Raw genomic sequence first — 24391 nt, 5'->3', positions numbered from 1 at the left:
CGACGGGAAGGTTTCTTCCCTTCTAGTGTCCGAGAACCCGGCCCATGACGAAGGCCGCTCACCTCGTGAGGTGAGCGGCCTTCGTCATGCTCGCACGGTGCGTCAGACGGTGGGTTCGCGCCACTTGCGCTCGAACGGCAGGCGCCAGCCCCGCGGTGCGATGAGCTGGTGGATCTGGTTGGGGCCGTAGGTGCCCGGGTCGTACGGGCGCACCGGCGGCGGGTTGTCGAGCAGCGGTTGGCTGACCTCCCACAGGCGCTCGATGCCGTCGGCCGTCGTGAACAGGGTGTGGTCGCCGCGGATGGCGTCGTAGATCAGACGCTCGTAGGCCTCGAGTGCGCCTCCGGCCCAGTCGGTGTCGCCCATGGCGAACTGCATCGACAGCTTGTCGAGGCGGAAGCCCGGCCCGGGGCGCTTGCCGTAGAAGCTGAGCGACATGCGGGCCTTGTCGGCGAGGTCGAACGTCAGGTGGTCGGGGCCGTGCTGACCGACGCCCGATCCGCTCGGGAACATCGACTTCGGGGGCTCCTTGAAGGCGATCGAGATGATGCGTGCGCCCTCGGCCATCTTCTTGCCGGTGCGCAGGTAGAACGGCACGCCGGCCCAACGCCAGTTGTCGATGTAGCACTTGAGCGCGATGAACGTCTCGGTCTCGCTCTCGGGGCCGACGCCCTTCATGTCGCGGTAGCCGAGGTACTGCCCGCGCACGACGTCCTCGGGGTTGAGCGGCATCATCGAGCGGAAGACCTTGTTCTTCTCCTCGGTGATGGCATCAGGCTCGAGTGACGTCGGCGGTTCCATCGCGGTGAACGCGAGCACCTGGAACAGGTGCGTGACGACCATGTCGCGGTAGGCGCCCGTGGACTCGTAGAACTCGGCGCGCGTCTCGAGACCGAGCGTCTCGGGCACGTCGATCTGCACGTGGTCGATGTTGTTGCGGTGCCAGATCGGCTCGAACAGGCCGTTCGCGAAGCGGAACGCCAGGATGTTGAGCGCCGCCTCCTTGCCGAGGAAGTGGTCGATGCGGAAGATCTGGCTCTCGTCGAAGTACTCGTGGACCGCGGCGTTGAGCTTCTTCGCGCTCGCGAGGTCGGTGCCGAAGGGCTTTTCCATGATGACGCGGCTGCGTTCGACGAGCCCCGCCTGGTGCAGCTCGGCGAGGACGGAGAGGGCGGCCTTCGGCGGGACGCTGAGGTAGTGCAGGCGCTGGCTGCCCTGCGGGAAGTGCGACTCGGCCTCTTCGACGGCCTTGCGCAGGGCGTCCGGGCCTGCGTCGGAGCGGACGAAGGTGAGGCGGTCGTCGAAGTCGTCCCACTGCTGGTCGGTGACCGGGTGGGAGGAGAACTCGGCGATGGCGGTACGCGCGAACTCGCGGAACGACTCCGTGTCGAAATCCTCGAGCGACGTCCCGACGACGCGCAGGTCGTCACACAGGTCGCTGGCGAACAGGTGGAGCAGCCCGGGAAGGAGCTTGCGTCGAGCGAGGTCGCCGGTGGCGCCGAACAGGACGACGGTGGTTGCTGGTGCTGGCATGGCCCCAGCATTGCCGCTGGGCGGGCAAAAGGGAAGGCGCGCTCATCCGTGCGCGCGCGGCGCGTGAAGGCCGTGGCTCACGTGCGATGAGCCACGGCCTTCACGCGCAGGAGTGCGCCGTCATGCGAGACCGAGGCCGCGGCGTCCGATCTCGTTGAGGTCTGCTTCGGTGAAGCGTCCCTCCCAGTCGACCTCGTAGTTCTCGTCAGGGAAATCGCTCGGGCTGGCGCCCGTTGCGAAGGCCTCGCGAACACTGGCGCTGTACGCCTCGTTGCGCGGGCACCAGGGGGCGGCGGGGATGTACATGACGTTGCCCCAGCCCTCCTGGTTGGTCACGTCCTCGACGGCGTGCACCATGTCGCAGTGCCACCAGACCGAGTCGCCGGCTTCGACGTCGGGGATGACCGACAGAGCCTCCATGAGGTGAGGGTGCCACTTCCAGTTGCACGGGAAGACCTGGCCGACGGTGACCCCGCACATGTCGTCGTCAGGTACGTCCTCGACGAGCGGTCGAAGCATGAGGTAGGCCATCGCCTCGGGGATGGGCACGCTCTGCAGGACGCCCTGGTCGTTCTTCATGTCCGACAACGCGGTCCAGCCCTGGAAAGTGCGGAAGGCCGAGCACATCGTCGAACCGGGGTACTGCGGCCCCGACGTGCGGTGAGCGGCATCCCAGGGGTCGTATTCCTCGGGACGACCGTCGAAGAGTGGCGCGAAGTGCCTCTGGTACTCCTCGGTCATCCACAGGTCGAGCGTTCCCGGGTCGAGGTGTGCTCCGAGGCCGGCGGAGTCCGCGCCCGGAGGGCGACGGCGGATGCGGTCCGGGTAGAGCGAATCGCGGTTCGGGTCGAACCACTGCTGCCCGTCGGACTCGCTGGTCCAGACGCTGTTGAGGAAGGCTTGGACGGTTGCCATCCGTTCGCTCTGGCGGGCTTGCATCTGCGGCTTGCTCCAGTAGATCGGGTAGATCTCAGGCTTCGAACCGACGGTGCCGAAGAAGTCGTCGCCGGGGCCGCGGTAGTTCTCGAAGAAGGCGTTCTTCTCGACGTAGTCGACGATCTGGGCATCCCACTCCAGGGCCTGTTCGCGGGGGAAGTGCCCCTTGATCACGGCGCACCCGCGGCGGCGGATCTGCTCGCGCAGGGTGTCGCGCTTCGAATCGTCGAGGAGGTCTTCGTACCGCACGACCGGCCAGGGGTTCTCACCGCGTGCCTTCATCTCCTTGAGTTCTTCGACCTGGTCCGCGACGCGCTTCTCGACGACCTCGAAGACCTCTTCGACCGTGCGTCCCGACGCCTCGACGCGGGCGCGCAGTGCGGCCTTGATCTCTTTGATCGCCCCACGCAGGTCGTCGGGCGTGGACTGCCAGTGGGGAAGCTCCCTGGCCTCGGGGGCAGGCGACATCGTCACGGCGATCCTTTCGTAAAGGAGGTTTACAAACTAGGTGTCGTCAATCTAAGGCGCCCCCTCGCTTTTGTAAAGAGGGTTTACGATTCAGGGGTGACTGACACCGGCTCCCATCTCGTCCGAGCGTCGACCGATCGTCGAGTGCTCACGGTGTTGGTGCACGAGCGGGAGGCGACGCGTGCGTCGCTGGCCGAATCCGCGGGCCTCTCACGTCCCACCGCCGCGACGTCGGTGTCACGTCTCGTCGCTGCGGGCCTGGTCGAGGAAACGGGGGAACGCACGTCCGGGCGCGGACGGTCGACGGCGATCGTGCGTCTCGCGCCGCAGGTGGGGGTGGCGCTGGCGCTCGTCGTGGCGCCGGTCGGGGTCAGCGGTGTCGTAGTCGACATCCACGGTGACGAAATTGCCCGTGCACGCTCCGTCGACGGCCCACACGAGCAGCGACTGACTCGAGTGGCCAAGGCGGTCTTGGCCCGAGTTTCGCGAGACGGCCTCGTACCCGTGCGGTGCGCTGCCGTCTCGGTGGCTGATCCTGTCGACCGGCACACGGGGCGGGCGGTGCAGCTACCCGACGAGCCGTTCCTTGTCGGCGAACTCGACGCTCGCGCGGCGCTGGCTGACCTGTGTGACGACGTCATCGTCGACAACGACGTCAACTGGGCCGCGAACACGCTCGTCGAGGAAGGGTGTGTTGGACTCATCCATCTCGGTGACGGGCTGGGCGCCGCGATCGTCGAGGACGGCCGTGTGTTGCGAGGCGGTCGCGGTCTCGCCGGGGAGATCGGGCACATCGTCGTCCCGGGGCCGGACGGCACGGCGATCCCCTTCACCGAGGTGTTCGCGCGGCTCGGGCTGCGTCAGCCTGGTTCGAGCGCTGTCGATGTGGAGCGTCTGCTCGAGGTGACGGCATCGGATGACTCGGTGCGTCAGGCACTCGCAGTGGCTGTGTCGGCCGTGGTGGCCTCGCTCGTCGGGTGGGCTGATCCGTCGAAGGTCGTCGTGACCGGACCGTGGGCGAAGCAGGTGGCCGCTGCCGTGCGCGCCGAAGTGGCGCGAAGCGCGCGACCGGTCGATGTCGTCACGGCGCTCGACGACGATGCCACGGCACGAGGAGTGCGGCTCGCGGCTGTCGAGCGCTTGCAGGCCACCGTCCTGGGGGTGGCGGTCAGTAACCTCGGCAGAGAACAGGTGGGTGCGCGTCCCGGACGTATCGAACCCGCGACCTCCTAGCTCGAGGTCGCGGGTCCGATTGCTGGTCGGAGGCTCAGCTCACGCCGAGCAACTGCTTGATCGGGTCGATGGCGAAGTAGACGACGAACATCGCGGCCACGACGTACATGAGCGGGTGCACGTCCTTCGGCTTGCCCTTGACGAGCTTGATGAGCACGTAGCTGATGAAGCCTGCTCCGATACCCACCGCGATGGAGTACGTGAACGGCATGAGCGCCATCGTGAGGAAGGCCGGCAGGCCAATCTCCATGTTCTTCCAGTCGATGTCGGTGGCCTGCGTCATCATGAGGTAACCGACGATGACGAGCGCCGGGGCCGCAGCCTCCGACGGCACCATCCCGACGACCGGCGACAGGAACGTCGCGAGCAGGAACATCGTGCCCGTCACGATGGATGCGAGACCCGTACGGGCACCCTCGCCCACACCCGAGGCCGACTCGATGAACGCCGTGTTCGAACTGATCGAACCCGCACCACCGGCCATCGCGGCGATCGAGTCGACCACCATGATGCGCTCGGAGTGCTCCGGAACGCCGTTCTCGTCGAGCAGGTCACCTTCCGCGCCGACCGCGTACATCGCTCCCATGAGGTCGAAGAACGCGCCGAGCACAAGCGTGAAGATGATGAGGATGGCGGAGATGGCGCCGACCTTCGCGAACGCACCCGTCAGGGAGAAGTCGCCGACGATCGAGAAGTCGGGGGCTGTGAGCAGATCCTTCGGCATCGACGGAATGGTGAGCGACCAGCCCGTCGGGTTCTTCTCACCCTTCGCGCCCAGATCCGCGACGCCCTCGATGACGAGCGCCAGCGCCGTCATGGCGATGATGCCGATGAGCATGGCACCGTGCACACGACGCGCCATGAGCGCCGCGATGAGGAGCACGCCGATGATGAAGACGAGCACCGGCCAGCCCTGCAGGTTGCCCGTCGGGCCGAGCTGGAGGAAGCCGCCACCGGCGGAGTTGAAGCCAGCGTCGTGAAGCGCGACGAGGCAGATGAACAGGCCGATACCCACCGAGATGGCGGTCTTGAGCGAACGGGGGATGGCGGCGAACAGCGCCTTGCGGAACCCGCTCACGACGAGCAGGAAGATGATGAATCCCTCGATGACGACGAGGCCCATCGCGTCGTTCCACGTCATGCCGGGGATCTTGGCGACGGAGAACGCGAGGAACGCGTTGAGGCCGAGGCCGGTGGCGATGGCGATGGGGAACTTGGCGACGCTGCCCATGAGGATGCTCATGAGACCGGCGACGAGGGCCGTCACGGCGGCGACGGCGGCGAGGTTCGGCTCGGTGCCGCCTCCGATATAGTGACCCGTCGAGTCGGCCTGGGTGCCGATGATGAGCGGGTTGAGCACGATGATGTAAGCCATCGTGAAGAACGTGACCAGACCGCCGCGGATCTCGCGACCGACGGTGGAACCGCGCTCGGTGATCTTGAAGTAGCGGTCCAGTGCGCCGGACGGTGCGCCCCCGGGCTGGGCAGTCATGGGTGTGCTCGACATGGCACTGATGGTATTTCGTGCGGGAGCGTGCCCGTGTTCGGCGCCGAGGGGTGGGCGCTCCAGGCCGTGAACTAGGCTGGACGCCGTGACACCAGACCCCTCCCGTCGTGCGCGCGAACCGCGCCCGGACGGCGCGACGCCCCGTTCGGTGGAGCGCGCGCGGGAGATGCGCGAGCGCGCCGAGGTCTCCATGTCGTACGAGGCCGGCGTCCGTCTGCCCCAGGAGGGTGCGCCCCCGCCTGAGGAGTCGCCCTACGAGCGTTTCTTCACCGGCGGCGACACCGTCATTCCGAAGCCGCAACCGCTTCACCTCGACACCGCCCGGGTCATCCTCGGTGGCATCGCCGTGTGGGCGCTCGCGCTCGTCGTGACGCTGCTCGTGCCGGCCCTTCACGAGGGCGACCGGCACTGGTGGCCGTGGACCTGCGTCGCCGGCATCGTGCTCGGCTTCATGGGTTGGGCGTACGTGCGTCGTGGGCGAGGGAACGCCGAAGCGGCCTGACCCCTGCGTCAGTTGATGCGGAAAAGTGCAGTCTGTGCATGAAATATCGTGCACAACCTGCACTTTTGGCGTCAGGCAGCTGACGGGCCGAAGAGCGCGTCGGCGTGACGGATGGCGTCGCGCAGGAGCGCGCCCACCCGGCCGGCGTCGATGTCTCTCGCCATGATCCTCACGATGACCCACCCGAGACGTTCCAGGTCGCTCTGACGAAGCTTCTCCGCCCGTAGGTCGCCGTCGTGACGGTACTTGCCCAACCCATCGACCTCGACGATGACGCGATGCCCGCGCACGACGAAGTCCGCTCGGGCGACGAACCCTCCGCGTTCGTCGAGGACTCGCAGTTGCGGGTCGAGGGCGATGCCTTCGAGCGCAGCCGCCCACGCGACCCGTGTCTCGAGCACCGACTCGCGTCGACCGTCCGCGAGGGCCAGTGCCGCTCGGGCGTGGGCGCTGCCCCTGCGTCGGCCCCAGGCGTCGAGGAGCGCATCGGTGTCGAGCAGGAGGCCGCGGCGTGCGGCGACGTCGGCGGGAACGAGACCGGCCAACGTCCCCTCGAGTGCCGCGACCTCGATGACGGCCGCCGTCGCCTGCTGCGTCATGAGGCCGTCGACCGGCTCGACGGAATGCGGCCACGGACGACGCGAAACGACGCCCGCTCGGTTCGAGTGGAGCTGTCGCTCCCGGGACAGATGAATGGCTGACGGCGGGGCCAGCAGCGGGAGACTGTGTGCCAGACAGGCGCTCGGGCCGACGAGATACGTGTCGGGGAGTGCCGCCATGAGGGCGCCCGCTCGCTGGAGGTACTGCCTCCGCTGTTCGGCGAACGTCGCAGGCGCAGCTTCGGCGACGACATAGACGCCGTGGGTGATGCGTCGCAGCTGCCCGCCGGAACAGAGACGTCGGCGCGCGTGGGCGTCGTACCCCAGCGCAGTGAGGGCGGCGGTCGTCAGGGGAGCGCCCGGCGGAAGGTCCATGCCACCACTGTGGCTGCACGAACGTGGGCGCCGCAGAGACCCTGTGGACAACCCGTCGTCACCGTCAGGTGATGCGGAAAAGTGCAGGTTGTGCATGAAATATCGCGCACAACCTGCACTTTCGGCGTCAGCGTCCTGACGGTCATCAACACCGTGCAGGCGCGGCGAACGCGTTGGCGCAGCTGACCTCAGATGTCGCTCTCGTCGACGATGCGGTAGGCGTAGCCCTGCTCGGCGAGGAAGCGCTGACGGTGGGCGGCGAAGTCGGCATCGACCGTGTCGCGTGTGACGATCGAATAGAAGTGCGCCGTGCGCCCGTCCGCCTTCGGTCGCAGCACGCGCCCGAGGCGCTGGGCCTCCTCCTGACGTGAACCGAACGTTCCGGAGATCTGCACGGCGACGCTCGCCTCGGGCAGATCGATCGAGAAGTTCGCCACCTTGGAGACAACGAGCTTCGTGATCTCGCCGTCGCGGAACTGCTGGAACAACTTCTGGCGCACCGCGACGGACGTCTCGCCTGTGATGAGGTCGGCGTCCAGACGGTTCGCGATCGTCTCGAGCTGGTCGAGGTACTGCCCGATGACGAGCGTCGGTGCGCCCTCGTGCTGCTTGACGATGCGCTCGACCACCGGGTCCTTCACCGTCGCGCAGGACGCGAAGCGGTAACGCTCGTCGGGCTCCGTCGTCGCGTAGGCCATGCGGTCGGCGTCGGACAGGCCCACGCGCACCTCCACGCAGTCGGCCGGCGCGATGTAGCCCTGGCTCTCGATGTCCTTCCACGGCGCGTCGTAGCGCTTGGGGCCGATGAGGGAGAACACGTCGTCCTCACGGTTGTCCTCGCGCACGAGCGTGGCCGTGAGGCCGAGACGACGGCGGGCCTGGAGGTCGGCCGTCATGCGGAAGATCGGCGCGGGCAGCAGGTGAACCTCGTCGTAGACCACGAGGCCCCAGTCGCGCGCGTCGAGCAGTTCGAGGTGCGGGTAGACGCCCTTCCGCTTGAGCGTGAGCACCTGGTACGTCGCGATCGTCACCGGGCGGATCTCCTTGCGCGCACCGGAGTACTCGCCGATCTCGTCCTCGGTGAGCGAGGTGCGCTTGAGGAGTTCGTCGCGCCACTGGCGGGCGCTGACGGTGTTCGTCACGAGGATGAGCGTCGTCGCCTTGGCCTTCGCCATGGCACCCGCCCCGACGAGGGTCTTGCCGGCACCGCACGGCAGGACGACTACGCCGCTGCCGCCGTCCCAGAAGCCGTCCACGGCCTGCGCCTGGTAGGGGCGCAGCTGCCAGCCGGAGGTGTCGAGCTCGATCGGGTGAGCCTCGCCGTCGACGAAGCCCGCGCGGTCCTCTGCGGGCCAGCCGACCTTGATGAGCTCCTGCTTGATCGCGCCTCGCTCGCTCGGGTGGACGGCGACCGTCAGCTCGTCGAGGCGTTCGCCGACGAGGGGCTTGATCTTCTTGTGGCGCAGCACCTCTTCGAGCACGGGCTTGTCCGTGGAGTGCAGGACGAGCTGTTCGCCGTCCTTCTCGAGCACGAGGCGCCCGTAGCGATCCATCGTCTCGGCCACGTCGAGCAGGAGGGACTGCGGCACGGGGAAACGGCTGTGTGTGATGAGCGCGTCGACGACGGTTTCGGCGTCGAGGCCGGCAGCGCGAGCGTTCCAGAGGCCGAGCGGCGTGACGCGGTAGGTGTGCACGTGCTCCGGCGCGCGCTCCAACTCGGCGAACGGCGCAATGGCCCGGCGGGCCGCCTCGGCATTCTCGTGGTCGACTTCGAGCAGGATCGTGCGGTCACTCTGGACGATGAGTGCGCCGTTCGGCACGTGATGGCCCTTTCGCCGGATGTCTGGGTTCTCTCAGCCTAACGACGAGGGGCGCGGGGCCATTCCGGCCTTGGGTGGGGGAGCGCGCCCGGCCCGAGCCGCCGCCGCGCACCCGCTATTGACAGTTGGTCAGTTGGTAACAAATCGGCAACGGCTATTGACCCTGCAATGTGGCACAGGACACATTGGTTGAACGCCCGTGCGACTCCGCTCGCGCTCGAATCGCCCCGCGCCTCAACGTCATTGAAGGAGTTCCCATGGCCGACACCTCGGCAGCCGTGAGCGACGCCGTCCAAGCCATCCCTGCGAAACGGCGTCGCCAACTGCTCATCTCGAGTCTGCTGAGCAGTTCGATCGAGTGGTACGACTTCTTCATCTTCGGTACCGCCGCCGCACTCGTCTTCCCGCACATCTTCTTCCCGGACAGCTCGGCCCTGACGGGTACGCTGCTCTCCTTCGGCACCTTCTGGGCGGCCTTCCTTGCCCGCCCGCTCGGAGGCATCCTCGCTGGGCACTACGGCGACAAGATCGGGCGCAAGCCCGTCGTCGTCTTCTGCATCTTCGCCATGGGAATCGCGACGTTCGGCATCGGCCTCCTGCCGACCGCCGCGACGATCGGTGTCGCGGCGCCGATCCTCCTCGTGCTCCTGCGCTTCGTGCAGGGCCTCGCGGCGGGTGGTCAGTGGGGCGGCATCATCCTGCTGCTCACCGAATCCGAAGGCCCGAAGAAGCGCGGCTACGCGGGAACCTTCGGGCAGATGGGTGTGCCGATCGGCGTCATCCTGGGCAACCTCGCCTTCCTCACGGTCTCGCACTTCGTCTCGGCCAAGGCCTTCCTCGACTGGGGCTGGCGCATCCCGTTCCTCCTAAGCGCCGTGCTGTTCCCGCTGGGCCTGTTCATCCACAAGCGGGTCGAGGACTCGGCCGAGTTCAAGGTGCTCCAGGAGCGCGCAGCCAAGCGCGCTGCTCAGGTCGGCAAGCAGGCACCGGTGTTCGAGGTGGTCAAGAAGGGCTGGAAGCGCATCCTGCTCGGCTGCCTCATGATGGGCGGCACGAACGCGATGTTCTACGTCGGCATCGTCGGTTCGTTGAGCTATGCCTCCAGCGACCTGGGCATGTCGCGTGACTCGCTGCTGGCGATCATGCTCGTCATCTCGTTGTTCAACATCCCGGTCATCCTGTTCTCGGGTGCTCTGTCGGACAGGGTCGGCCGCAAGCCCGTCGTGCTGTGGTCCGGCATCGGTCTGGCGCTGTCGATCTTCCCGTATTTCGCGCTCATGAACACGAAGAGCCTCGCGTTGTTCGCCGTCGGTTCGTTCATCACGAGCTTCTTCCAATCGTCGATCTACGGACCGCTGGCTGCGTACCTCGGTGAGATCTTCCACCCCAAGATGCGCTACTCGGGCATGTCGCTGGCCTACCAGCTGTCCGCGATCGCGCTGGCCGGTCCGACGCCGATGATCATGGCCACGGTCATCGAGAAGACCGGCAGCACGAACGGCATCGCGGCCTACATGGTGCTCCTCGGCGTACTCACCGCCGTCGGGGCGTTCCTCCTACCCGAGACCAACCCCAAGGAGGTGCGGGACGACCCCAACGCGCTGCCGGGCATCGTCGACCTCGACGACGACGTCGCCGAGCCGGCGCGCTGAGGCCCGAACGCCCTTCCTGCCGAACGTCGCCGTGGGTTCTCGAACTCGCGGCGGCGTTCGCTCTCAGCCCGGGGTGAGAAGGTAGGGGCATGACGAGCAAGATCAACTCCGGCCTGGACGTGACCAGCTTCGACCCGGACGTGCGCCCGCAGGACGACCTGTTCGCGCACGTCAACAACACGTGGGTGGCCAACCACCCGATTCCCGAGGACAAATCGCGCTACGGCGCCTTCGACATGCTGCGCGAGGCGAGTGAGAAGGCCATGCGCGACATCATCGAGGAAGCTGCGGGCAAGGCCGAGGCCGCCGAGAACGACGGAACGGACGCGGGGCCCGCCACGCAGAAGGTCGGCGACCTCTACCGCTCGTTCATGGACACCGAGCGCATCGCCACCCTCGGAACGTCGCCGATCCTCGAGGACCTCGCCGTCATCGCCGGCCTCACCGACAAGCGTGACCTGCTCATGCTGCTCGGCCACCTCGAGCGCTACGGCATGGGCGGCCTGTTCGGCTTCTACGTCAGCGCCGATGCGAAGAACAGCGACGAGTACATCGTCTACCTCGGCCAGAGCGGCCTGGGCCTTCCCGACGAGGCCTACTACCGCGAGGAGCAGTACGCCGAGATTCGCGACAAGTACACCGCTCACATGGAACGTCTCCTGACGCTCGTGGGCGTCGAGAACGCCGACGAGGTCGCCCCGCGCGTCTACGAGCTCGAGAAGGCCCTCGCGAAGCACCACTGGGACAACATCTCCACCCGCGACGCCGTCAAGAGCTACAACCGCTACTCGCTCGAGGAACTGCGTGACCTCTTCGGCGCGTTCGACATCGACGCGTGGCTCGAGGGTCAGGTCGTGCCGGACGGCGCGTTCGCGAATGTCGTCGTCGGCCAGCCGAGCTACTTCGAGGCCCTGGGCGAGTTGTTCGCCGAGCGTGACGTCGAGGACTGGAAGGCGTGGATGACGTGGCACCTCGTGACGTCGTTCGCCAGCTACCTCACCGACGACATCGTCGAGGAGCGCTTCGACTTCGCGGGCCGCGCCCTGTCGGGAACGCCGCAGCTGCGTGAGCGCTGGAAGCGCGGCGTCGGCCTCGTCGAGGGCGTGCTCGGCGAGGAGGCGGGCAAGCTCTACGTCGAGCGCCACTTCCCGCCCAAGGCCAAGGAGCGCATGGTCGAACTCGTCGACAACCTCGTCGAGGCCTTCCGCCGCAGCTTCCGCGAGAGCGCGTGGATGAGCGAGGAGACGCAGGCCAAGGCCCTCGAGAAGCTCGACCGGTTCACGCCCAAGATCGGCTACCCCGACAAGTGGCGTGACTTCTCCGAACTGCAGATCCTCGCCGATGACCTCGTCGGCAACGTCAAGCGTTCGGCGTCGTTCGAGACCGACTACCAGCTCGCCAAGATCGGCGGCCCTATCGACCGTACCGAGTGGCTCATGAGCCCGCAGACGGTCAACGCGTACTACCACCCGATGATGAACGAGGTCGTCTTCCCGGCCGCCATCCTGCAGCCGCCGTTCTTCGACGTGGACGCCGACGACGCCGTCAACTACGGCGGCATCGGCGCCGTCATCGGGCACGAGCTCGGCCACGGTTTCGACGATCAGGGTTCGCGCTTCAACGGCGACGGCGAACTCGTCGACTGGTGGACCGAGGGCGACCGCGAGCGGTTCGACGCCCTGGCGAAGAAGCTCATCGAGCAGTTCTCCCAGTACGAGACGCGCGACGCGCCGGGCGTCAAGATCAACGGTGGTCTCACCGTCGGCGAGAACATCGGCGACCTCGGCGGCCTGACGATCGGCTACAAGGCGTACACCATCGCCTGCGAAGAAGCCCCTGCGCCCGTGCTGGAGGGCTTCACCGGCGCGCAGCGCTTCTTCCTCGGCTGGGCACAGGTGTGGAGCGGCGTCGCCCGTGAGGCCGAGGCCAAGCGCCTGCTCGCCATCGACCCGCACTCGCCGATGGATGTGCGCGCCAACGCCGCTCGCAACCTCACCGAGTTCGTCGAGGCGTTCGACGTGAAGCCCGGCGACGGCATGTGGATCGACGAGGACGAGCGCGTTCGCATCTTCTGATCGACATCGTCTGATCGTTCGCCAGGAGCCGGCGACGAGGCCCGCTCCGCACGCCGGGGCGGGCCCCGCGCATGCCACCCTCGGGGCGCAGCCGTCCGCGCCCGTGGACGCGCATTCGTCCGGCAGGGTCCCCGCGCGGTCGAATAGCCCCATGACGCCCCGCCACATCGCCCTCGCACTTCTCGTCGTGCTCATCTGGGGCGTCAACTTCGTCGTCATCCACGAAGGCCTCGAGGGCGTGCCGCCGCTGCTGTTCGCGGCCATTCGCTTCAGTTGCATCGTGCCGTTCGTCGCCGTCGTACCGCGTCCGAAGGTGGCCTGGCGCGACCTCGCACCGGTGGGCCTGCTCATGTCGGCGGGGCAGTTCGGTTTTCTCTACTCGGCCATGGCCGCCGGTCTCGCCTCCGGGATGGCGTCGCTCATCCTCCAGGCCCAGGCGCTCTTCACCGTCGTCATCGCGGCCGCTCTGCTCAAGGAGCGACCGAAGGCGATCCAGCTCGTGGGCGTGGGTGTGGCCCTGGCCGGTCTCGTTCTCGTGGCGTCCGGACGCTCGGGCGCGACGCCACTCGTCGGGGTGATGCTCTGTCTCGCCGGTGCGCTGAGCTGGGGCGCGGGGAACGTCGCGGCCCGCCGCTGCGCCGGCGCGTCCGGCCTGGGACTGACGGTGTGGGGCAGCCTCTTCGTGCCGCTGCCGTTGTTCGCGCTGTCCTTCCTCATCGAGGGCCCGAACCGGATGGTCGAGGGGCTTCATCACTTCGGAGGCGCAGCGGTCGCCTCGACCGCCTACACCGTCGTCCTCGCAAGCCTGGTGGGTTACACGATCTGGAACGGCCTCATGGGCCACTACCCGGCTTCGAACGTCGCACCGTTCACTCTGCTCGTGCCGGTCGTCGGCTTCCTCGCCGGGTGGCTGTTCCTCGGGGAGGTGCCGGCTGTCTCGGCGTTCGCCGGAGGAGCGCTGCTCCTCGCCGGTGTTGCGATCATCGTCCTCGGCCCCAGGTATCTGGGACGAAAGACCCGCGTTCAGATTCCGGTGTGACTGGCGAGGGTCGCGCCGTCCGCGGCGTAGGTGAAGGTGGCCTCGTCGAAGCCACCAGCAAGCGCCGCAGGGAGCCAGTGGACGTTGTCCGGCCACATACGGCTCGTGGGCAGAGCGTCGACGGGCACCCACGTGACGAGCAGTTCGTCCGAGTCCTTCGGTTCGCCCGCGGCCGCGTCGGTGACGAAGACGTGCACGCGCATGTCGACCCCGCCGCCGTCCGGGAAGGCGAAGGTGACGACGCCCCGCGCGTCCAGATCGGCGTCGTTCACACGAAGCGACGTCTCCTCGAACAGCTCCCGCGCGGCCGCTCGGCGAGGTGCTTCACCCGGATCGACCTTGCCGCCCGGCACGACCATGCGGCCCTGGCCGAACCCGCGCAGCTTCTCCCCGAGCAGGAGGTGCGTGCGGCCCTCGAGGGTCCGGGTGACGACGACGAGGCACGTCTCGATCGGCTCGCTCACGCCGGTGCCACCCCGGTGATGCGGTGGATGGAGAACGAGCGGGTGGTCGTCGTGTTGTCGCCGATCTGCCCGACGACGCGCCCACCCGAGACGCTCGTCGGCCGGAAGAGGGCGCGCTTGATGTCGCCCGAGGCATCGACATAACCGATCCAGACGGGAGCCCGATCGGCGGCAGCGTCCTGCAAGGAGGTGAGTGTGACCGTCGGGTCGGACGAGGGGATGCGCGTGCGCTCGTCGTGCTGCGAGGGGCGCACGGCGCTCTTCTCCGCCTCCCGCATGCGCTGCGTCATGGCCGTCGCTTCGTCACCGTCGAGGCGGACAACACGAACCGGCGTGCTGCGGCGCCCGGGCGTGGGGGAGCGCTTCACCGCTTCGGTGCGCACGACGACGCCACCGTCCGAGGTCTCGGCAACCGGCGCGTGACGGTGCTCACGCAGAACGTCGAGCAGCGTCGAGGCGGGCAGGGGCGAGACGCACACGGTCGGAGCGATGCGGCGTAGCTGGAGCGAGGCGAGCGAGGAGTCCGCGACGAGGGCGTCGAGCGATCCCTCGTCGTCGCTGCGCACGTACGAACCGACGGAGCCGACGCGCAGATGGCCGTATCGACGCGCGACGTCGCCGAGAAGGTACTCGAGCGCCTGGGGGACCGGTGTCATCGAGTGACGCCGGAGGGCCTCGAGCGCTTCGCCCGAGGAGACGCCGTGGTCGAGCAACCGTCGGATGCTGCTCTCGGTGAACCGGAAGACCGTTGCGCCGCCACGTGATTCGACGTCGGCGCTGCGGCGCATGAACGTCGCGACCTCTTCCGTGAGAGGCCCTGGCGCAATAGCGGTGAGGTCGCCCTGGAGCATGACCTGCGAGACAGGCTGGGGCATGGAGGCGGCCATGAGGGCGGCGACGGACTCGAGGTTCGCCTCGCTCGTCGGGACGGAGTCGTCGCTCGGCACCGCGAGGAGCGCTCGACCGGCGGAGGTGAGGGCCGAGCGGCCCGTCACGCCGAGCCAGCCGGCCTCGCGCAACACGTCGTCGGCGCGGGTGGGGGCTCCCTCGGGAAGGCGCAGAGGTCGTTTCCAGCGCAGCAGGGCGTCGACCTGTTCGGTGGTCGGGGCGCTGCCTGCCTCGAGCGCGGCGAGCGTGGCGAGGACGTCGGCGCGGCGAGCCCGCATGAGCGGCCACGAGGCGTCCTTGCCGAGGACGTTGACGAGAGTGCCGTCGATCGTCTGACCGGCGAGGCTCGCGGCGCGCGTGGTGTCGCGCCACGCGAACGCCAGATGGGCCCAGCGACGGGCAGGAGTCCACGTGGCCCACTCGTCGTAGAACTCGGTGGGCCGCCACAGCGGATCGACCTCCCCGTCGGGAGCGAGAAGGCCGGCGGCGTAGGAGAGTTCGAGGACGAACGCCGTCAGATCGCTCGAACTGTCGATCGCTACGGCCGTGCGTCGGTGATCGCGTACGGCGACGCCTCCGGTGCGCAGCACGCGGGGCGGTTGGGCGTCCCAGGCGGCGACGACCTCGTCGAGACGCCACAACAGATCGAGCACGGCGCCGGCCGCCGCGTCGTCGGCACTCGCCTGCTCGACGTGGGTCATCTCGGCGGTCGGGGGAGCCCACGCCTCGCGGTACAGACGCCCGCCACGCAGCGCGAGCCCGACCTCACGCGGGATGACGGCGTCGCTGCCGCGCTCGCCGTCGACGGCCACCATGAGGCCGGCACCGACGAGTTCGCGGCGCACATCGCGCAGGGTCTGCGTGGTGAACGAGCCGCGTGCGGATGTCCACCGGAGTTGGTCGATGACGGCCTGAGCACGCGGTGAGAGCGCGTTGTAGGCCCGTGTCACGGCGTCGAAGTCGCCGTCGGAGCCGACGGCAAGGTCGTCCAGTCGTACGTCAAGATCGCTCGCGCTTCGTCCCAATCCTGCTGGGTGCGTGAGGGTTTCGCCGACAGCTCGGGCGGTGCGCCACCCGCCGGGAGAGCGCCAGACGAGAGCCTGGTGCCACAGCTCGCGGATACCGTCGTCGACGGCGGAACGTGACGCACCGAGCGCCGAAGGAGCGCCCTCGGCGCCGACGACGAGCAGCGCTTCCACGAGGTGGAGGAGGCGCGCGTCGAGGTGTTCGAGAGCGCGCTGGACGCTGGCGCGCGTGGAGGCCCGCGCGGCGAGCGACGTGATGTCGGCGGGTGCCGGGCGCGCCAGATCGGGCCGGGCGAGAAGGAGCGCCGCGAGGTCGTCGTCCGCGCGGCCCCTCAGGTCGTCGGCGAAACTACGGGCAGATCGAGGCACTCTCACCACGGTAGTCGCCGCGGGCGGCATCGGCATCCGCGGCGCCCATCGGGGTTCGATGTTGAGCGGTGTGGGCGGTACCCGTGCCGCGCTCACCGCTCAACATCGAGTTTCAGGCGCCGGTGATGCCGAACGGGGCGCTCCACGTCTCGCCGGGCGCGAGGGTGAGCAGGCCCTCCCCGGTGTTGAAGGCGTTGGCGGGGCACGTCATCGGCTCGACGGCGAGCCCCGACCGGCGGTTCTTCGGTTCGGGCAGGCCATCACCGGTGAAGGTCTGGACGTAGCGGTACGCACTCGCGTCGGCCCACAGTGTCGTCGTGCGCGAGCCGCTCGTGACCGAAGCCCGCCAGCGGCCGTCGGTGACGCCGATGTCCGTGAAGCACGTGTCGAGTGAGACCCCCTTGAGCGGGAGCCCGCCGGAGAAATCGTGGGTGCTCGTCTCGCGCCCGGTCGGGATGAGTCGCTCGTCGACGGTGAGCTGCGTGGCGACGTCGAGCGTCAGGGCGGCGTCGTCGAGCGAGGACTCACCCGCGGTGAGGTACGGGTGCGCTCCGAACCCGAACGGGCACGCGGTGGACGACAGGTTCGTGACGTTCGGGGTGACCGTCAGGCCGTCGGGGTCGAGCGAGTACGTCATCTCGACGCGCAGGGTCCACGCCCAGCCGGGCTGGGGATGGAGGGTGACGCCGACGGTCAGCCGGTGGGTCGAGCGCTCCACGAGATCCCAGGCGAGCCACTGCACGAGACCGTGCGAGGCGTTCGCCAGCCCCGGTTCGGTGTGCGCCAGGAGGTAATCCTCGCCGTCGAACGAGTACCGTCCGCCGTCGATTCGGTTGGGCCACGGCGTGAGGACGTGTCCCCGCGCGGCGTCCGCCATTGCCTCGACGGCATAACCGAAGACGAGGTCACCCTTGTCGTTGGTCAGGTGGCGCAGACCACCACCCACCTCGACAACGGTTGCCTCGTAGCCGTGCGCCGCGATGGTCCACTGCTCGCCGCTCGGGGCGGGGAGGTCGTTGAGGGTGCTCACGTCGGTCAGGCTAACGGCCCTGGCAGGGGTGGGCCCACCGCACACTCCGACCCGGGAGCGGGCAGGACCGGTCCCACCCGAGTGTCCGTCACACCCTGTCACGTGTGGCCTTCGGCGGCGGGGTGCGCGAGACTGGCCCGGTGAATCCTTCGACCGCTATGGCCACCGTCCTCGTCGACGAACTCGTGCGCCTGGGCATCACCGACGTCGTCCTCGCGCCCGGCTCACGTTCCGCGCCGCTCGCCTACGCGGTGGCGCGGGCCGACGCCGCGAAGAAGTTGCGCCTCCATGTGCGCATCGACGAGCGTTCGGCCGGCTTCCTCGCCCTCGGACTCGCGAAGATCTCACGCAACCCGGTGCCGGTCATCACGACGAGCGGCACGGCCGTCGCGAACCTCCACCCGGCCGTCCTCGAAGCGCACCACGCGCAGGTGCCGATGATCGTCATGTCGGCCGACCGTCCCGCAGAGCTGCGTGACACAGGTGCCAACCAGACGACGGATCAGGTCAAGATCTTCGGTCAGGCCACGCGCTGGTTCCACGAGTTCGCCACGCCCGCCGAGCGTGAGGGGCAGAACACCGTGTGGCGCTCGGTCATCGGTCGTGCGGTCGCGCACGCCGTGGGAGTGCCCACCGGCGACGCCGGACCGGTGCATCTCAACCTGCCGTTCCGTGAGCCGCTCACCCCCGAGACCTCCGACGACGGGACGTGGCCAGAGTCCCTCGAGGGCCGCGATCGTGGACGCCCGTGGCTGCAGTTGCGAGCCCCCGCCTCCCGCGTCGCCGTGGCGGACGGGCCGGGCATCGCCCCGGTGCCGCGCACCCTCGTCCTCATGGGCGACCTGCCCGACCCGCGCATGAGCGCGGAGATCGCCGAACTCGCGGACGCCGCCGGTTGGCCCGTCATCGCCGAGCCGTTCGGTGACTACCACCGTGGCCGCGCGATGCCGCACGGTTCGCTCATCCTCGCCTGCCACGACTGGCTGGACGAGCACCTGCCGGAACGCGTGCTCGTCGCGGGCCGCATGACGCTCTCGCGTGACGTCGCCCTGCTGCTGCGCAACCCCGAGGTGACGGTCGAGATCGTCACCGGATCGAACGCGTGGGCCGACCCCTCACACGTCGTCCAGCGGGTCCACGAGTGGGCCACGATCGCCCGTTCGCACGAGCTGGTCTCGGCGTGCGCCGACCGTCGCTGGGCCAGTGCGTGGCGGATGGCGGGCCACCGCCTCACCCAGGTCGTCGGGCCGCTCGTCGCTGAGTCGTGGCCCTCCGGAATGTCCGCGACGTCGACCGTCGTGCAGCACCTGCCGGCCGACTCGGCGCTGCTCGTGGGTTCGTCGAACACGGCGCGCGACCTCGACCTCGGGCGTAACCCGCAGCAGATCGCTCGCAAGGTGTCCGCGGTCGGCAACCGTGGCCTGTCTGGAATCGACGGGCTCGTCTCGACGGCCATGGGCATCGCACTCGCGCACGGGCGGCCGAGCTTCGCCCTCATGGGGGACCTCACGTTCCTGCACGACAGCAACGGGTTGCTGCTCGGCCCCGGCGAGCCACGCCCAGATCTCACCATCGTTGTCATCAACGACAACGGCGGGGGCATCTTCGGCACCCTCGAACAGGGGCGGCCGGAGTTCGCCGAGCACTTCGAGCGCGTCTTCGGTACGCCGACGGGCGCCGATCTCGAGCTGGTGTGCCAGGCGCACGGCGTCGAGTACACCCGGGCCACCTCGCGTGAGCACCTCATCGATCTCGTCTCGAACCCGCGGCCGGACGTCCAGGTGGTCGAGGTGACGGTCGATCGCAGCGGTGAGCGCCTCGGCCGCCGCAATCTCGTGGCCGCCGCCGTCGAGGCCGTTGCCGGTGCCGAGGAGATGCCGACGCGGTTCGAGCGTCGCTGAGCGCCGGCCCGGACGCGCTCGGTGTGCGTCAGGTGATGAGGTTGGCGGCGACGGTGGCGCCGAACTCGCGGGCCTCGGCGAGGTCGACGTCGCTCAGTTCGCCGAGGCGTTCGTACGGTTCGGCGACCAGACGAAGGTCGAGCCCGGTGGTGATGGCGTCGAGGGCACGACGCGCGCCGGTGGCGTCGCTGCGTCCGTGAACCCAGTAGGAGAAGGGGCGGCGCGCCACCTCCTCGAGCAGGTCGTCGTACGTCGAGTCGAAGCTGTGCTTGAGTGCGCCCGAGATGTAGCCGAAGTTCACGGGCGTGCCGAAGAGGTAGCCGTCGGCGTCGAGGTAGAGCTGCGGATCGGTGGCCTCGAGGGCTGCCACGGCGTGCACGTCGACCTCGTCGGCGAAGAACTCGGGATCGCTCGCACCCGCGAGCACGGCGTCGCGCAACGCAACGGTGGCGGGCGTCGGGGCGTGTGTGATGACGAGGAGTTGCTTCATCCCTCGACGGTAGCGGCGATCAGCGCAGCGCTTCGCGCATCGGTGCGAGTTTGGCGACCGACTCGGCCACCTCGCTCACCGGATCCGAGCCCTCGACGATGCCGCAGCCGGCGAACAGGCGGATGCGGCACGGGTTCTCGATGTCGATCTGGCCGCTGCGCAGGGCAATGCCCCACTCGCCGTCACCGCGCGCGTCGATCCACCCGACGGGCCCGGCGTACCGGCCGCGGTCCATGTGTTCCAGCTCGTCGATGACGAGGGCGGCCTCGCGCGTCGGCGTACCGCAGACGGCGGCCGAGGGGTGCAGTGACGCCGCGAGCGTGAGCGACGACGCGCCGTCGGTGAGAGCCCCGGAGACGTCCGTCGCGAGGTGCATGACGTTCGGCAGGTGCAGCACGAAGGGAGCGTCGGGCACGTTCATCGAGGAGCAGTGCGGCCGCAGCGCGGCCTCCACCGAACGCACGGCGAATTCGTGCTCGACGAGGTCCTTCGAACTGCGCGCGAGGCTCGCCGCGAGAGCCAGGTCGTGATCGTCGGAACCGGTGCGCCGGATCGTTCCGGCGAGCACACGCGAGGTGACGAGGCCCTTGTCCGAGCGCACGAGCAGCTCCGGCGTGCCACCGACGAGCCCGTCGACGGCGAACGCCCACGTGTCGCGGTAGGCGGTGGACAGGCGGGCGAGGAGCCAGCGCGGGTCGATGTCGGCGTCGGCGGTGTGGATCTCGTCGCGCGCGAGGACGACCTTGTCGATGCGTCCGGCGCGGATGTACTCGATGGCGTCTCCGACAGCGCCGCGCCACTGCGGCGTCGACAGCGCACCGTCGGTGCGCTCCACGCCGGTGGGGGCCTCGGCGGGCTTCACCTCCGGCAACTGGTCGGTGGTGCGGTTGATCGTCGTCAGCCACGCGTGGCCGTCACGCCGACCGACGATCATCTCCGGCACGACGAGCGCAGCGCCTTCGTCGGAGGAGTTGCGGAAGCTGAACGAGCCGAAGCCGACGAGGCCGGTGCCCGGTCGTTCCACCTCGTCGACGACGTCGGCTGCGGCGACGAGGGCGTCCCACCACTCCTCGGCGTCGGCGAAGCGGGCGTTGCCGGAGGTGGAAACGGCTGCCGCGCGTCCCCAGCCCACGAGCCCTTCCTCGCGCCGAACCCAGGACATGACGTCCTCCGCGGGGCGCCCTGCGGGGATGAGGCCGACGAGGTCACCGGGGTCGGTGAGCTCGTACGTGCGTACGCGCAGACGCGGCGTGGCGGCGGGACGGGCTTCGTTCACAATGGACCAGCCTAAGGCGCGCTTCGGCCCAGGCGGTGACGGGTGCGAGAATGCAGGCATGAATCGAGCAGGCCTGGACAAGCGACCCTCCGACGTGGCGCGGATGTTCGACGACGTGGCGGCACGCTACGACCTCATGAACGACGTGCTCTCCCTCGGTCAGGACCGTCGCTGGCGCAAGCAGGTGCTCAAGGCGCTGGCTCCCCGGCCCGGTCAGGTCGTGCTCGACATCGCCGCCGGAACCGGCACGTCGTCCGAGCCCTTCGAAGCCGCGGGAGCGCACGTCGTGCCCGCCGACTTCAGCCTCGGCATGCTGCGCGAGGGAAAGAAGCGCCGCGCCGACATGGCCTTCACCGCCGCGGACGCGACGAAGCTGCCGTTCGCCGACGCCTCGTTCGACGCGGTGACGATGAGCTTCGGCCTGCGCAACGTCGTCGATGTCGACGGCGCCCTCGCCGAGTACGCCCGCGTGACCAAGCCCGGCGGCACCCTCCTCATCTGCGAGTTCAGCCAGCCGACGAACGGTGCCTTCCGCAAGATCTACGGCGAGTACCTCATGCAGGCGCTCCCGCCGGTGGCGCGCGCCGTCAGCTCCAACCCGGAGAGCTACGTCTATCTCGCCGAGTCCATTCAGGCCTGGCCGGCGCAGCGTGAACTCGCCACGCGCATCAAGGCAGCAGGCTGGGGCGACGTCGAGTGGCGCAATCTCTCGGGTGGCATCGTCGCGCTTCACCGCGCGGTGAAGCCTGCGGCGGCGAAGGGACAGAAGAACCAGCCGAAGTCCAAGGGCGGGGCGGCGTGAGCGACACCTCGAACCTCACGCCGGGCACCGGTGTGAACAGCGCAGACGCATCCGAGCGCGCCGACGTCATCGTCGTCGGCGCCGGCCCCGGCGGTTCGACGATGGCCGCGTACCTCGCGGACGCGGGCCTCGACGTCCTGCTCCTGGAGAAGACGCGCTTCCCGCGCGAGAAGGTCTGCGGTGACGGCCTCACGCCGCGCGCCGTCAAGGAACTCGACCTGCTCGGCATTCCGACCCCCGAGAGCGAGGGGTGGATCCGCAACAAGGGGCTGCGCCTCGTGGGCCGCGGTATGCGGTTGCAGGTCGACTGGCCCGAGGCGTCCGGCTTCCCGACTTACGGCCTCGTGCGCACCCGCCAGGACTTCGACGACATCCTCGCGCGTCACGCGGTGAGCAAGGGTGCCCGTCTCCTGCAGGGTGTCAATGTCACCGAGCCGCTGCGCGAGGGCTCGCAGGTCGTCGGTGTCAGGGCCAAGCTCCTCGGTGAGGACGGCCGTGCCACGGGTGATACGGCCACCTACCGCGCCCCGCTCGTCGTCGCGGCTGACGGCAACTCGAGCCGCTTGGCGCTCGCCGTCGGGCGAGAGAAGCGCGAGGACCGCCCCATGGGCGTCGCAGTGCGCGGCTACTACACGAGCCCCCGCACGCACGACGACTACCTCGAGAGCTGGCTCGAGCTGCCCGGACGTGACGAGCACGGGCGCGAGGTCCTGCTCCCGGGCTACGGCTGGATCTTCGGCGTCGGCGACGGCACCTCGAACGTCGGCCTCGGCATCCTCAACACCTCCAAGGCCTTCGGGCGCACCGACTACCGCGAGGTGCTCAAGCGCTGGGTCGCGCAGATGCCGGCCGAATGGACCTTCACCGACGAGACGCTCGTCGGCGACCTGCGCGGCGCAGCCTTGCCCATGGGTTTCAACCGGACGCCGCACTATGCGGACGGCCTCATGCTCGTCGGTGACTCGGGCGGCATGGTCAACCCGTTCAACGGCGAAGGCATCGCCTACGCCATGGAGGCCGCACGCCTCGGAAGCGAGGTCGTCGCGAGTGCCTTCACCCGTGGCCGCCATGACGACGCTGCCCGCGAACGCGTCCTCGAGACCTACCCCAAGGTGATGAAGGACGCCCTCGGTGGGTACTTCACCCTGGGGCGTCACTTCGCCACGATCATCGGCAACCCGCAGCTGATGAAGCTCGCCGTGACATACGGTTTGCCGCGGGAAGACCTCATGAAGCTCGTCGTCCGGGTCATGGCGAACCTCGCCGACCCGAAGGGGACGAGCACCACCGACCGCCTGTACAGCGCCCTGACGCGCATCACGCCCAGCGCGTGAGCGACGACGAAAGAGTGAACCGATGACATCCCCTGCCGCTGCGGTCGTGCCCGAGGCGTCGGACGAACTGACGCAGCGCCTCGCCGACGGTCTCGTGCGCGTCAACGACCGCCTCGACGAGGTCGTCGATCACGACAGCCCCCTCGTCAAGGAGGCGAGCCACCACCTCGTCGACGCCGGGGGCAAGCGTTTCCGCCCGCTGCTCACGTTGCTCACCGCCGAACTCGGCACGGGCGCGAGCAACGAGGTGGTCGATGCCGCCGCCGCTGTCGAACTGACGCACCTCGCCTCGCTGTACCACGACGACGTCATGGACGAATCCGACCTGCGTCGCGGGGTGCCGAGCGCCAACTCGGTCTACGGCAACTCCACGGCGATCCTCGTCGGCGACCTGCTGTTCGGCAAGGCCTCCGAGCTCGTCGCTCACCTCGGCTCCGAGGCCGTGCTCCTGCAGGCGCGTACCTTCGTCCGCCTGTGTGCAGGCCAGATCGAGGACGAGCGTCAGGCTCCTGACGGCGAAGACCCCATGGCCTATTACCTGCGTGTGCTCGCCGACAAGACCGGTGTGCTCATCGCGGCCGCCGCGCAGTACGGCGCCATGTTCTCCGGCTGCGACGCGCGCGTCATCGACCTGCTCGGCCGATACGGCGAACTCGTCGGCCTCGTCTTCCAGCTCTCCGACGACATCATCGACATCACGAGCGACGCCGAGACGCTGGGCAAAATGCCCGGCACCGATCTGCGCGAAGGCGTGGCGACCCTGCCGACGTTCTACGTCAACGCCTCGAACGACCCGGCCGACGAGCGGCTCAAGGAGCTCCTCGCGCGCCCGTTGGTCGATGACGCCGAGCACGCCGAAGCCCTTGAGCTGTTGCGTCGTCACCCCGCGATCGACAAGGCACGTGAGCACACTGCCTCGCTGGCTCGTGAGGCGGCTGCGCTCATCGACGAGTTGGGCGAAGGTGACGCGCAGACGGCTCTCAAGGCGCTACCGATGAGCGTCGCGTCGCGTTCCGCCTGAACCCGCGAGACGCGTCACGCAGTCCGATAGTTGAAAGATGAAGGTGTTTCTT

Annotated in this window: 19 protein-coding genes; 9 read left to right on the top strand and 10 right to left on the bottom strand. The window is 68.8% G+C overall.

All coding sequences use genetic code 11. The features are described from left to right. Positions 1 to 102: 102 nt before the first annotated feature. The gene (gene zwf, locus K9D12_RS07390) at positions 103 to 1533 is read right to left on the bottom strand and encodes a glucose-6-phosphate dehydrogenase (RefSeq protein ID WP_118912293.1); all 1431 of its coding nucleotides are present in this window, start codon (positions 1531 to 1533) and stop codon (positions 103 to 105) included. 120 nt (positions 1534 to 1653) lie between these two features. Further along, positions 1654 to 2937, bottom strand: coding sequence for a DUF1479 domain-containing protein (locus K9D12_RS07385; protein WP_047311076.1), 1284 nt, complete (start codon positions 2935 to 2937; stop codon positions 1654 to 1656). Between the two features lie 96 nt (positions 2938 to 3033). Between K9D12_RS07385 and K9D12_RS07380 the strand changes: the two genes are divergently transcribed. Further along, positions 3034 to 4170 (top strand): ROK family transcriptional regulator, encoded by a 1137-nt coding sequence (locus K9D12_RS07380; RefSeq protein ID WP_223059839.1) that lies wholly within the window; start codon positions 3034 to 3036, stop codon positions 4168 to 4170. Positions 4171 to 4204: 34 nt separating this feature from the next. Here the strand turns inward: K9D12_RS07380 and K9D12_RS07375 are convergent, their stop codons facing one another. After that, positions 4205 to 5677, bottom strand: coding sequence for an NCS2 family permease (locus tag K9D12_RS07375; RefSeq protein ID WP_223059838.1), 1473 nt, complete (start codon positions 5675 to 5677; stop codon positions 4205 to 4207). A gap of 85 nt (positions 5678 to 5762) precedes the next feature. Between K9D12_RS07375 and K9D12_RS07370 the strand changes: the two genes are divergently transcribed. After that, entirely contained in the window at positions 5763 to 6179 is a 417-nt protein-coding gene (locus K9D12_RS07370) for a DUF2530 domain-containing protein (protein ID WP_231579496.1), read from the top strand. A gap of 71 nt (positions 6180 to 6250) precedes the next feature. Here K9D12_RS07370 and K9D12_RS07365 read toward each other — a convergent pair whose 3' ends face one another. Continuing rightward, positions 6251 to 7153, bottom strand: a complete 903-nt coding sequence (locus K9D12_RS07365; RefSeq protein WP_223059837.1) for a DUF559 domain-containing protein — start codon at positions 7151 to 7153, stop codon at positions 6251 to 6253. A gap of 188 nt (positions 7154 to 7341) precedes the next feature. Beyond that, positions 7342 to 8973, bottom strand: coding sequence for a DNA repair helicase XPB (locus K9D12_RS07360; RefSeq protein WP_223059836.1), 1632 nt, complete (start codon positions 8971 to 8973; stop codon positions 7342 to 7344). Between the two features lie 257 nt (positions 8974 to 9230). On the opposite strand from K9D12_RS07360, the gene K9D12_RS07355 reads away from it, so the two are divergent. From K9D12_RS07355 to K9D12_RS07345, 3 genes are all read left to right on the top strand, one after another. Beyond that, positions 9231 to 10625 (top strand): MFS transporter, encoded by a 1395-nt coding sequence (locus K9D12_RS07355; RefSeq protein WP_223059835.1) that lies wholly within the window; start codon positions 9231 to 9233, stop codon positions 10623 to 10625. Between the two features lie 89 nt (positions 10626 to 10714). Beyond that, positions 10715 to 12700 carry a M13 family metallopeptidase gene (locus K9D12_RS07350; protein WP_223059834.1) on the top strand — a complete coding sequence of 662 codons (1986 nt, stop codon included), beginning with the start codon at positions 10715 to 10717 and terminating at the stop codon, positions 12698 to 12700. A gap of 151 nt (positions 12701 to 12851) precedes the next feature. Continuing rightward, positions 12852 to 13739 (top strand): EamA family transporter, encoded by an 888-nt coding sequence (locus K9D12_RS07345; RefSeq protein ID WP_129664209.1) that lies wholly within the window; start codon positions 12852 to 12854, stop codon positions 13737 to 13739. Here the strand turns inward: K9D12_RS07345 and K9D12_RS07340 are convergent. The 3 genes from K9D12_RS07340 to K9D12_RS07330 form a co-directional block, all read right to left on the bottom strand. Beyond that, the gene (locus tag K9D12_RS07340) at positions 13724 to 14203 is read right to left on the bottom strand and encodes an 8-oxo-dGTP diphosphatase (RefSeq protein WP_129664211.1); all 480 of its coding nucleotides are present in this window, start codon (positions 14201 to 14203) and stop codon (positions 13724 to 13726) included. The two genes, K9D12_RS07345 and K9D12_RS07340, sit on opposite strands and share 16 nt — an antisense overlap. Then, positions 14200 to 16485 carry a helicase-associated domain-containing protein gene (locus K9D12_RS07335; RefSeq protein ID WP_322612775.1) on the bottom strand — a complete coding sequence of 762 codons (2286 nt, stop codon included), beginning with the start codon at positions 16483 to 16485 and terminating at the stop codon, positions 14200 to 14202. Before K9D12_RS07335 ends, K9D12_RS07340 begins: the two co-directional genes overlap by 4 nt. 112 nt (positions 16486 to 16597) lie before the next feature. Next, on the bottom strand, positions 16598 to 17515 hold the full coding sequence (locus K9D12_RS07330) for an aldose 1-epimerase family protein (protein WP_370633474.1): 918 nt from the start codon (positions 17513 to 17515) through the stop codon (positions 16598 to 16600). Between the two features lie 140 nt (positions 17516 to 17655). Here K9D12_RS07330 and menD point away from each other — a divergent pair, with 140 nt between their 5' ends. Continuing rightward, a complete protein-coding gene (menD, locus tag K9D12_RS07325; RefSeq protein WP_370633473.1) occupies positions 17656 to 19416 on the top strand; it encodes a 2-succinyl-5-enolpyruvyl-6-hydroxy-3-cyclohexene-1-carboxylic-acid synthase in 1761 nt (586 codons plus the stop codon). A gap of 28 nt (positions 19417 to 19444) precedes the next feature. Here menD and K9D12_RS07320 read toward each other — a convergent pair whose 3' ends face one another. Together K9D12_RS07320 and K9D12_RS07315 are read right to left on the bottom strand one after the other, a co-directional pair. Continuing rightward, the gene (locus K9D12_RS07320; protein WP_047310443.1) at positions 19445 to 19906 is read right to left on the bottom strand and encodes a flavodoxin family protein; all 462 of its coding nucleotides are present in this window, start codon (positions 19904 to 19906) and stop codon (positions 19445 to 19447) included. 19 nt (positions 19907 to 19925) lie between these two features. Beyond that, positions 19926 to 21182, bottom strand: coding sequence for an isochorismate synthase MenF (locus tag K9D12_RS07315; RefSeq protein WP_370633472.1), 1257 nt, complete (start codon positions 21180 to 21182; stop codon positions 19926 to 19928). 58 nt (positions 21183 to 21240) lie between these two features. Here K9D12_RS07315 and K9D12_RS07310 point away from each other — a divergent pair, with 58 nt between their 5' ends. Genes K9D12_RS07310 through K9D12_RS07300 form a run of 3 tightly spaced genes read left to right on the top strand, consistent with a single transcriptional unit; the run spans position 21241 to position 24339 of the window. Next, positions 21241 to 21984, top strand: a complete 744-nt coding sequence (locus tag K9D12_RS07310) for a demethylmenaquinone methyltransferase (RefSeq protein WP_047310441.1) — start codon at positions 21241 to 21243, stop codon at positions 21982 to 21984. After that, positions 21981 to 23318 (top strand): geranylgeranyl reductase family protein, encoded by a 1338-nt coding sequence (locus K9D12_RS07305; protein ID WP_082128609.1) that lies wholly within the window; start codon positions 21981 to 21983, stop codon positions 23316 to 23318. The genes K9D12_RS07310 and K9D12_RS07305 overlap by 4 nt, the downstream gene beginning before the upstream one ends. 22 nt (positions 23319 to 23340) lie before the next feature. Beyond that, positions 23341 to 24339 carry a polyprenyl synthetase family protein gene (locus K9D12_RS07300; protein WP_047310440.1) on the top strand — a complete coding sequence of 333 codons (999 nt, stop codon included), beginning with the start codon at positions 23341 to 23343 and terminating at the stop codon, positions 24337 to 24339. Positions 24340 to 24391: the final 52 nt, after the last annotated feature.

It is taken from the genome of Dermacoccus sp. Tok2021 (genome assembly GCF_019895135.1).
Lineage (GTDB): Bacteria > Actinomycetota > Actinomycetes > Actinomycetales > Dermatophilaceae > Dermacoccus > Dermacoccus abyssi.
The sequence above is the reverse complement of the archived record's forward strand: the minus strand, read 5'-3'. Positions and strand labels throughout refer to the sequence as shown.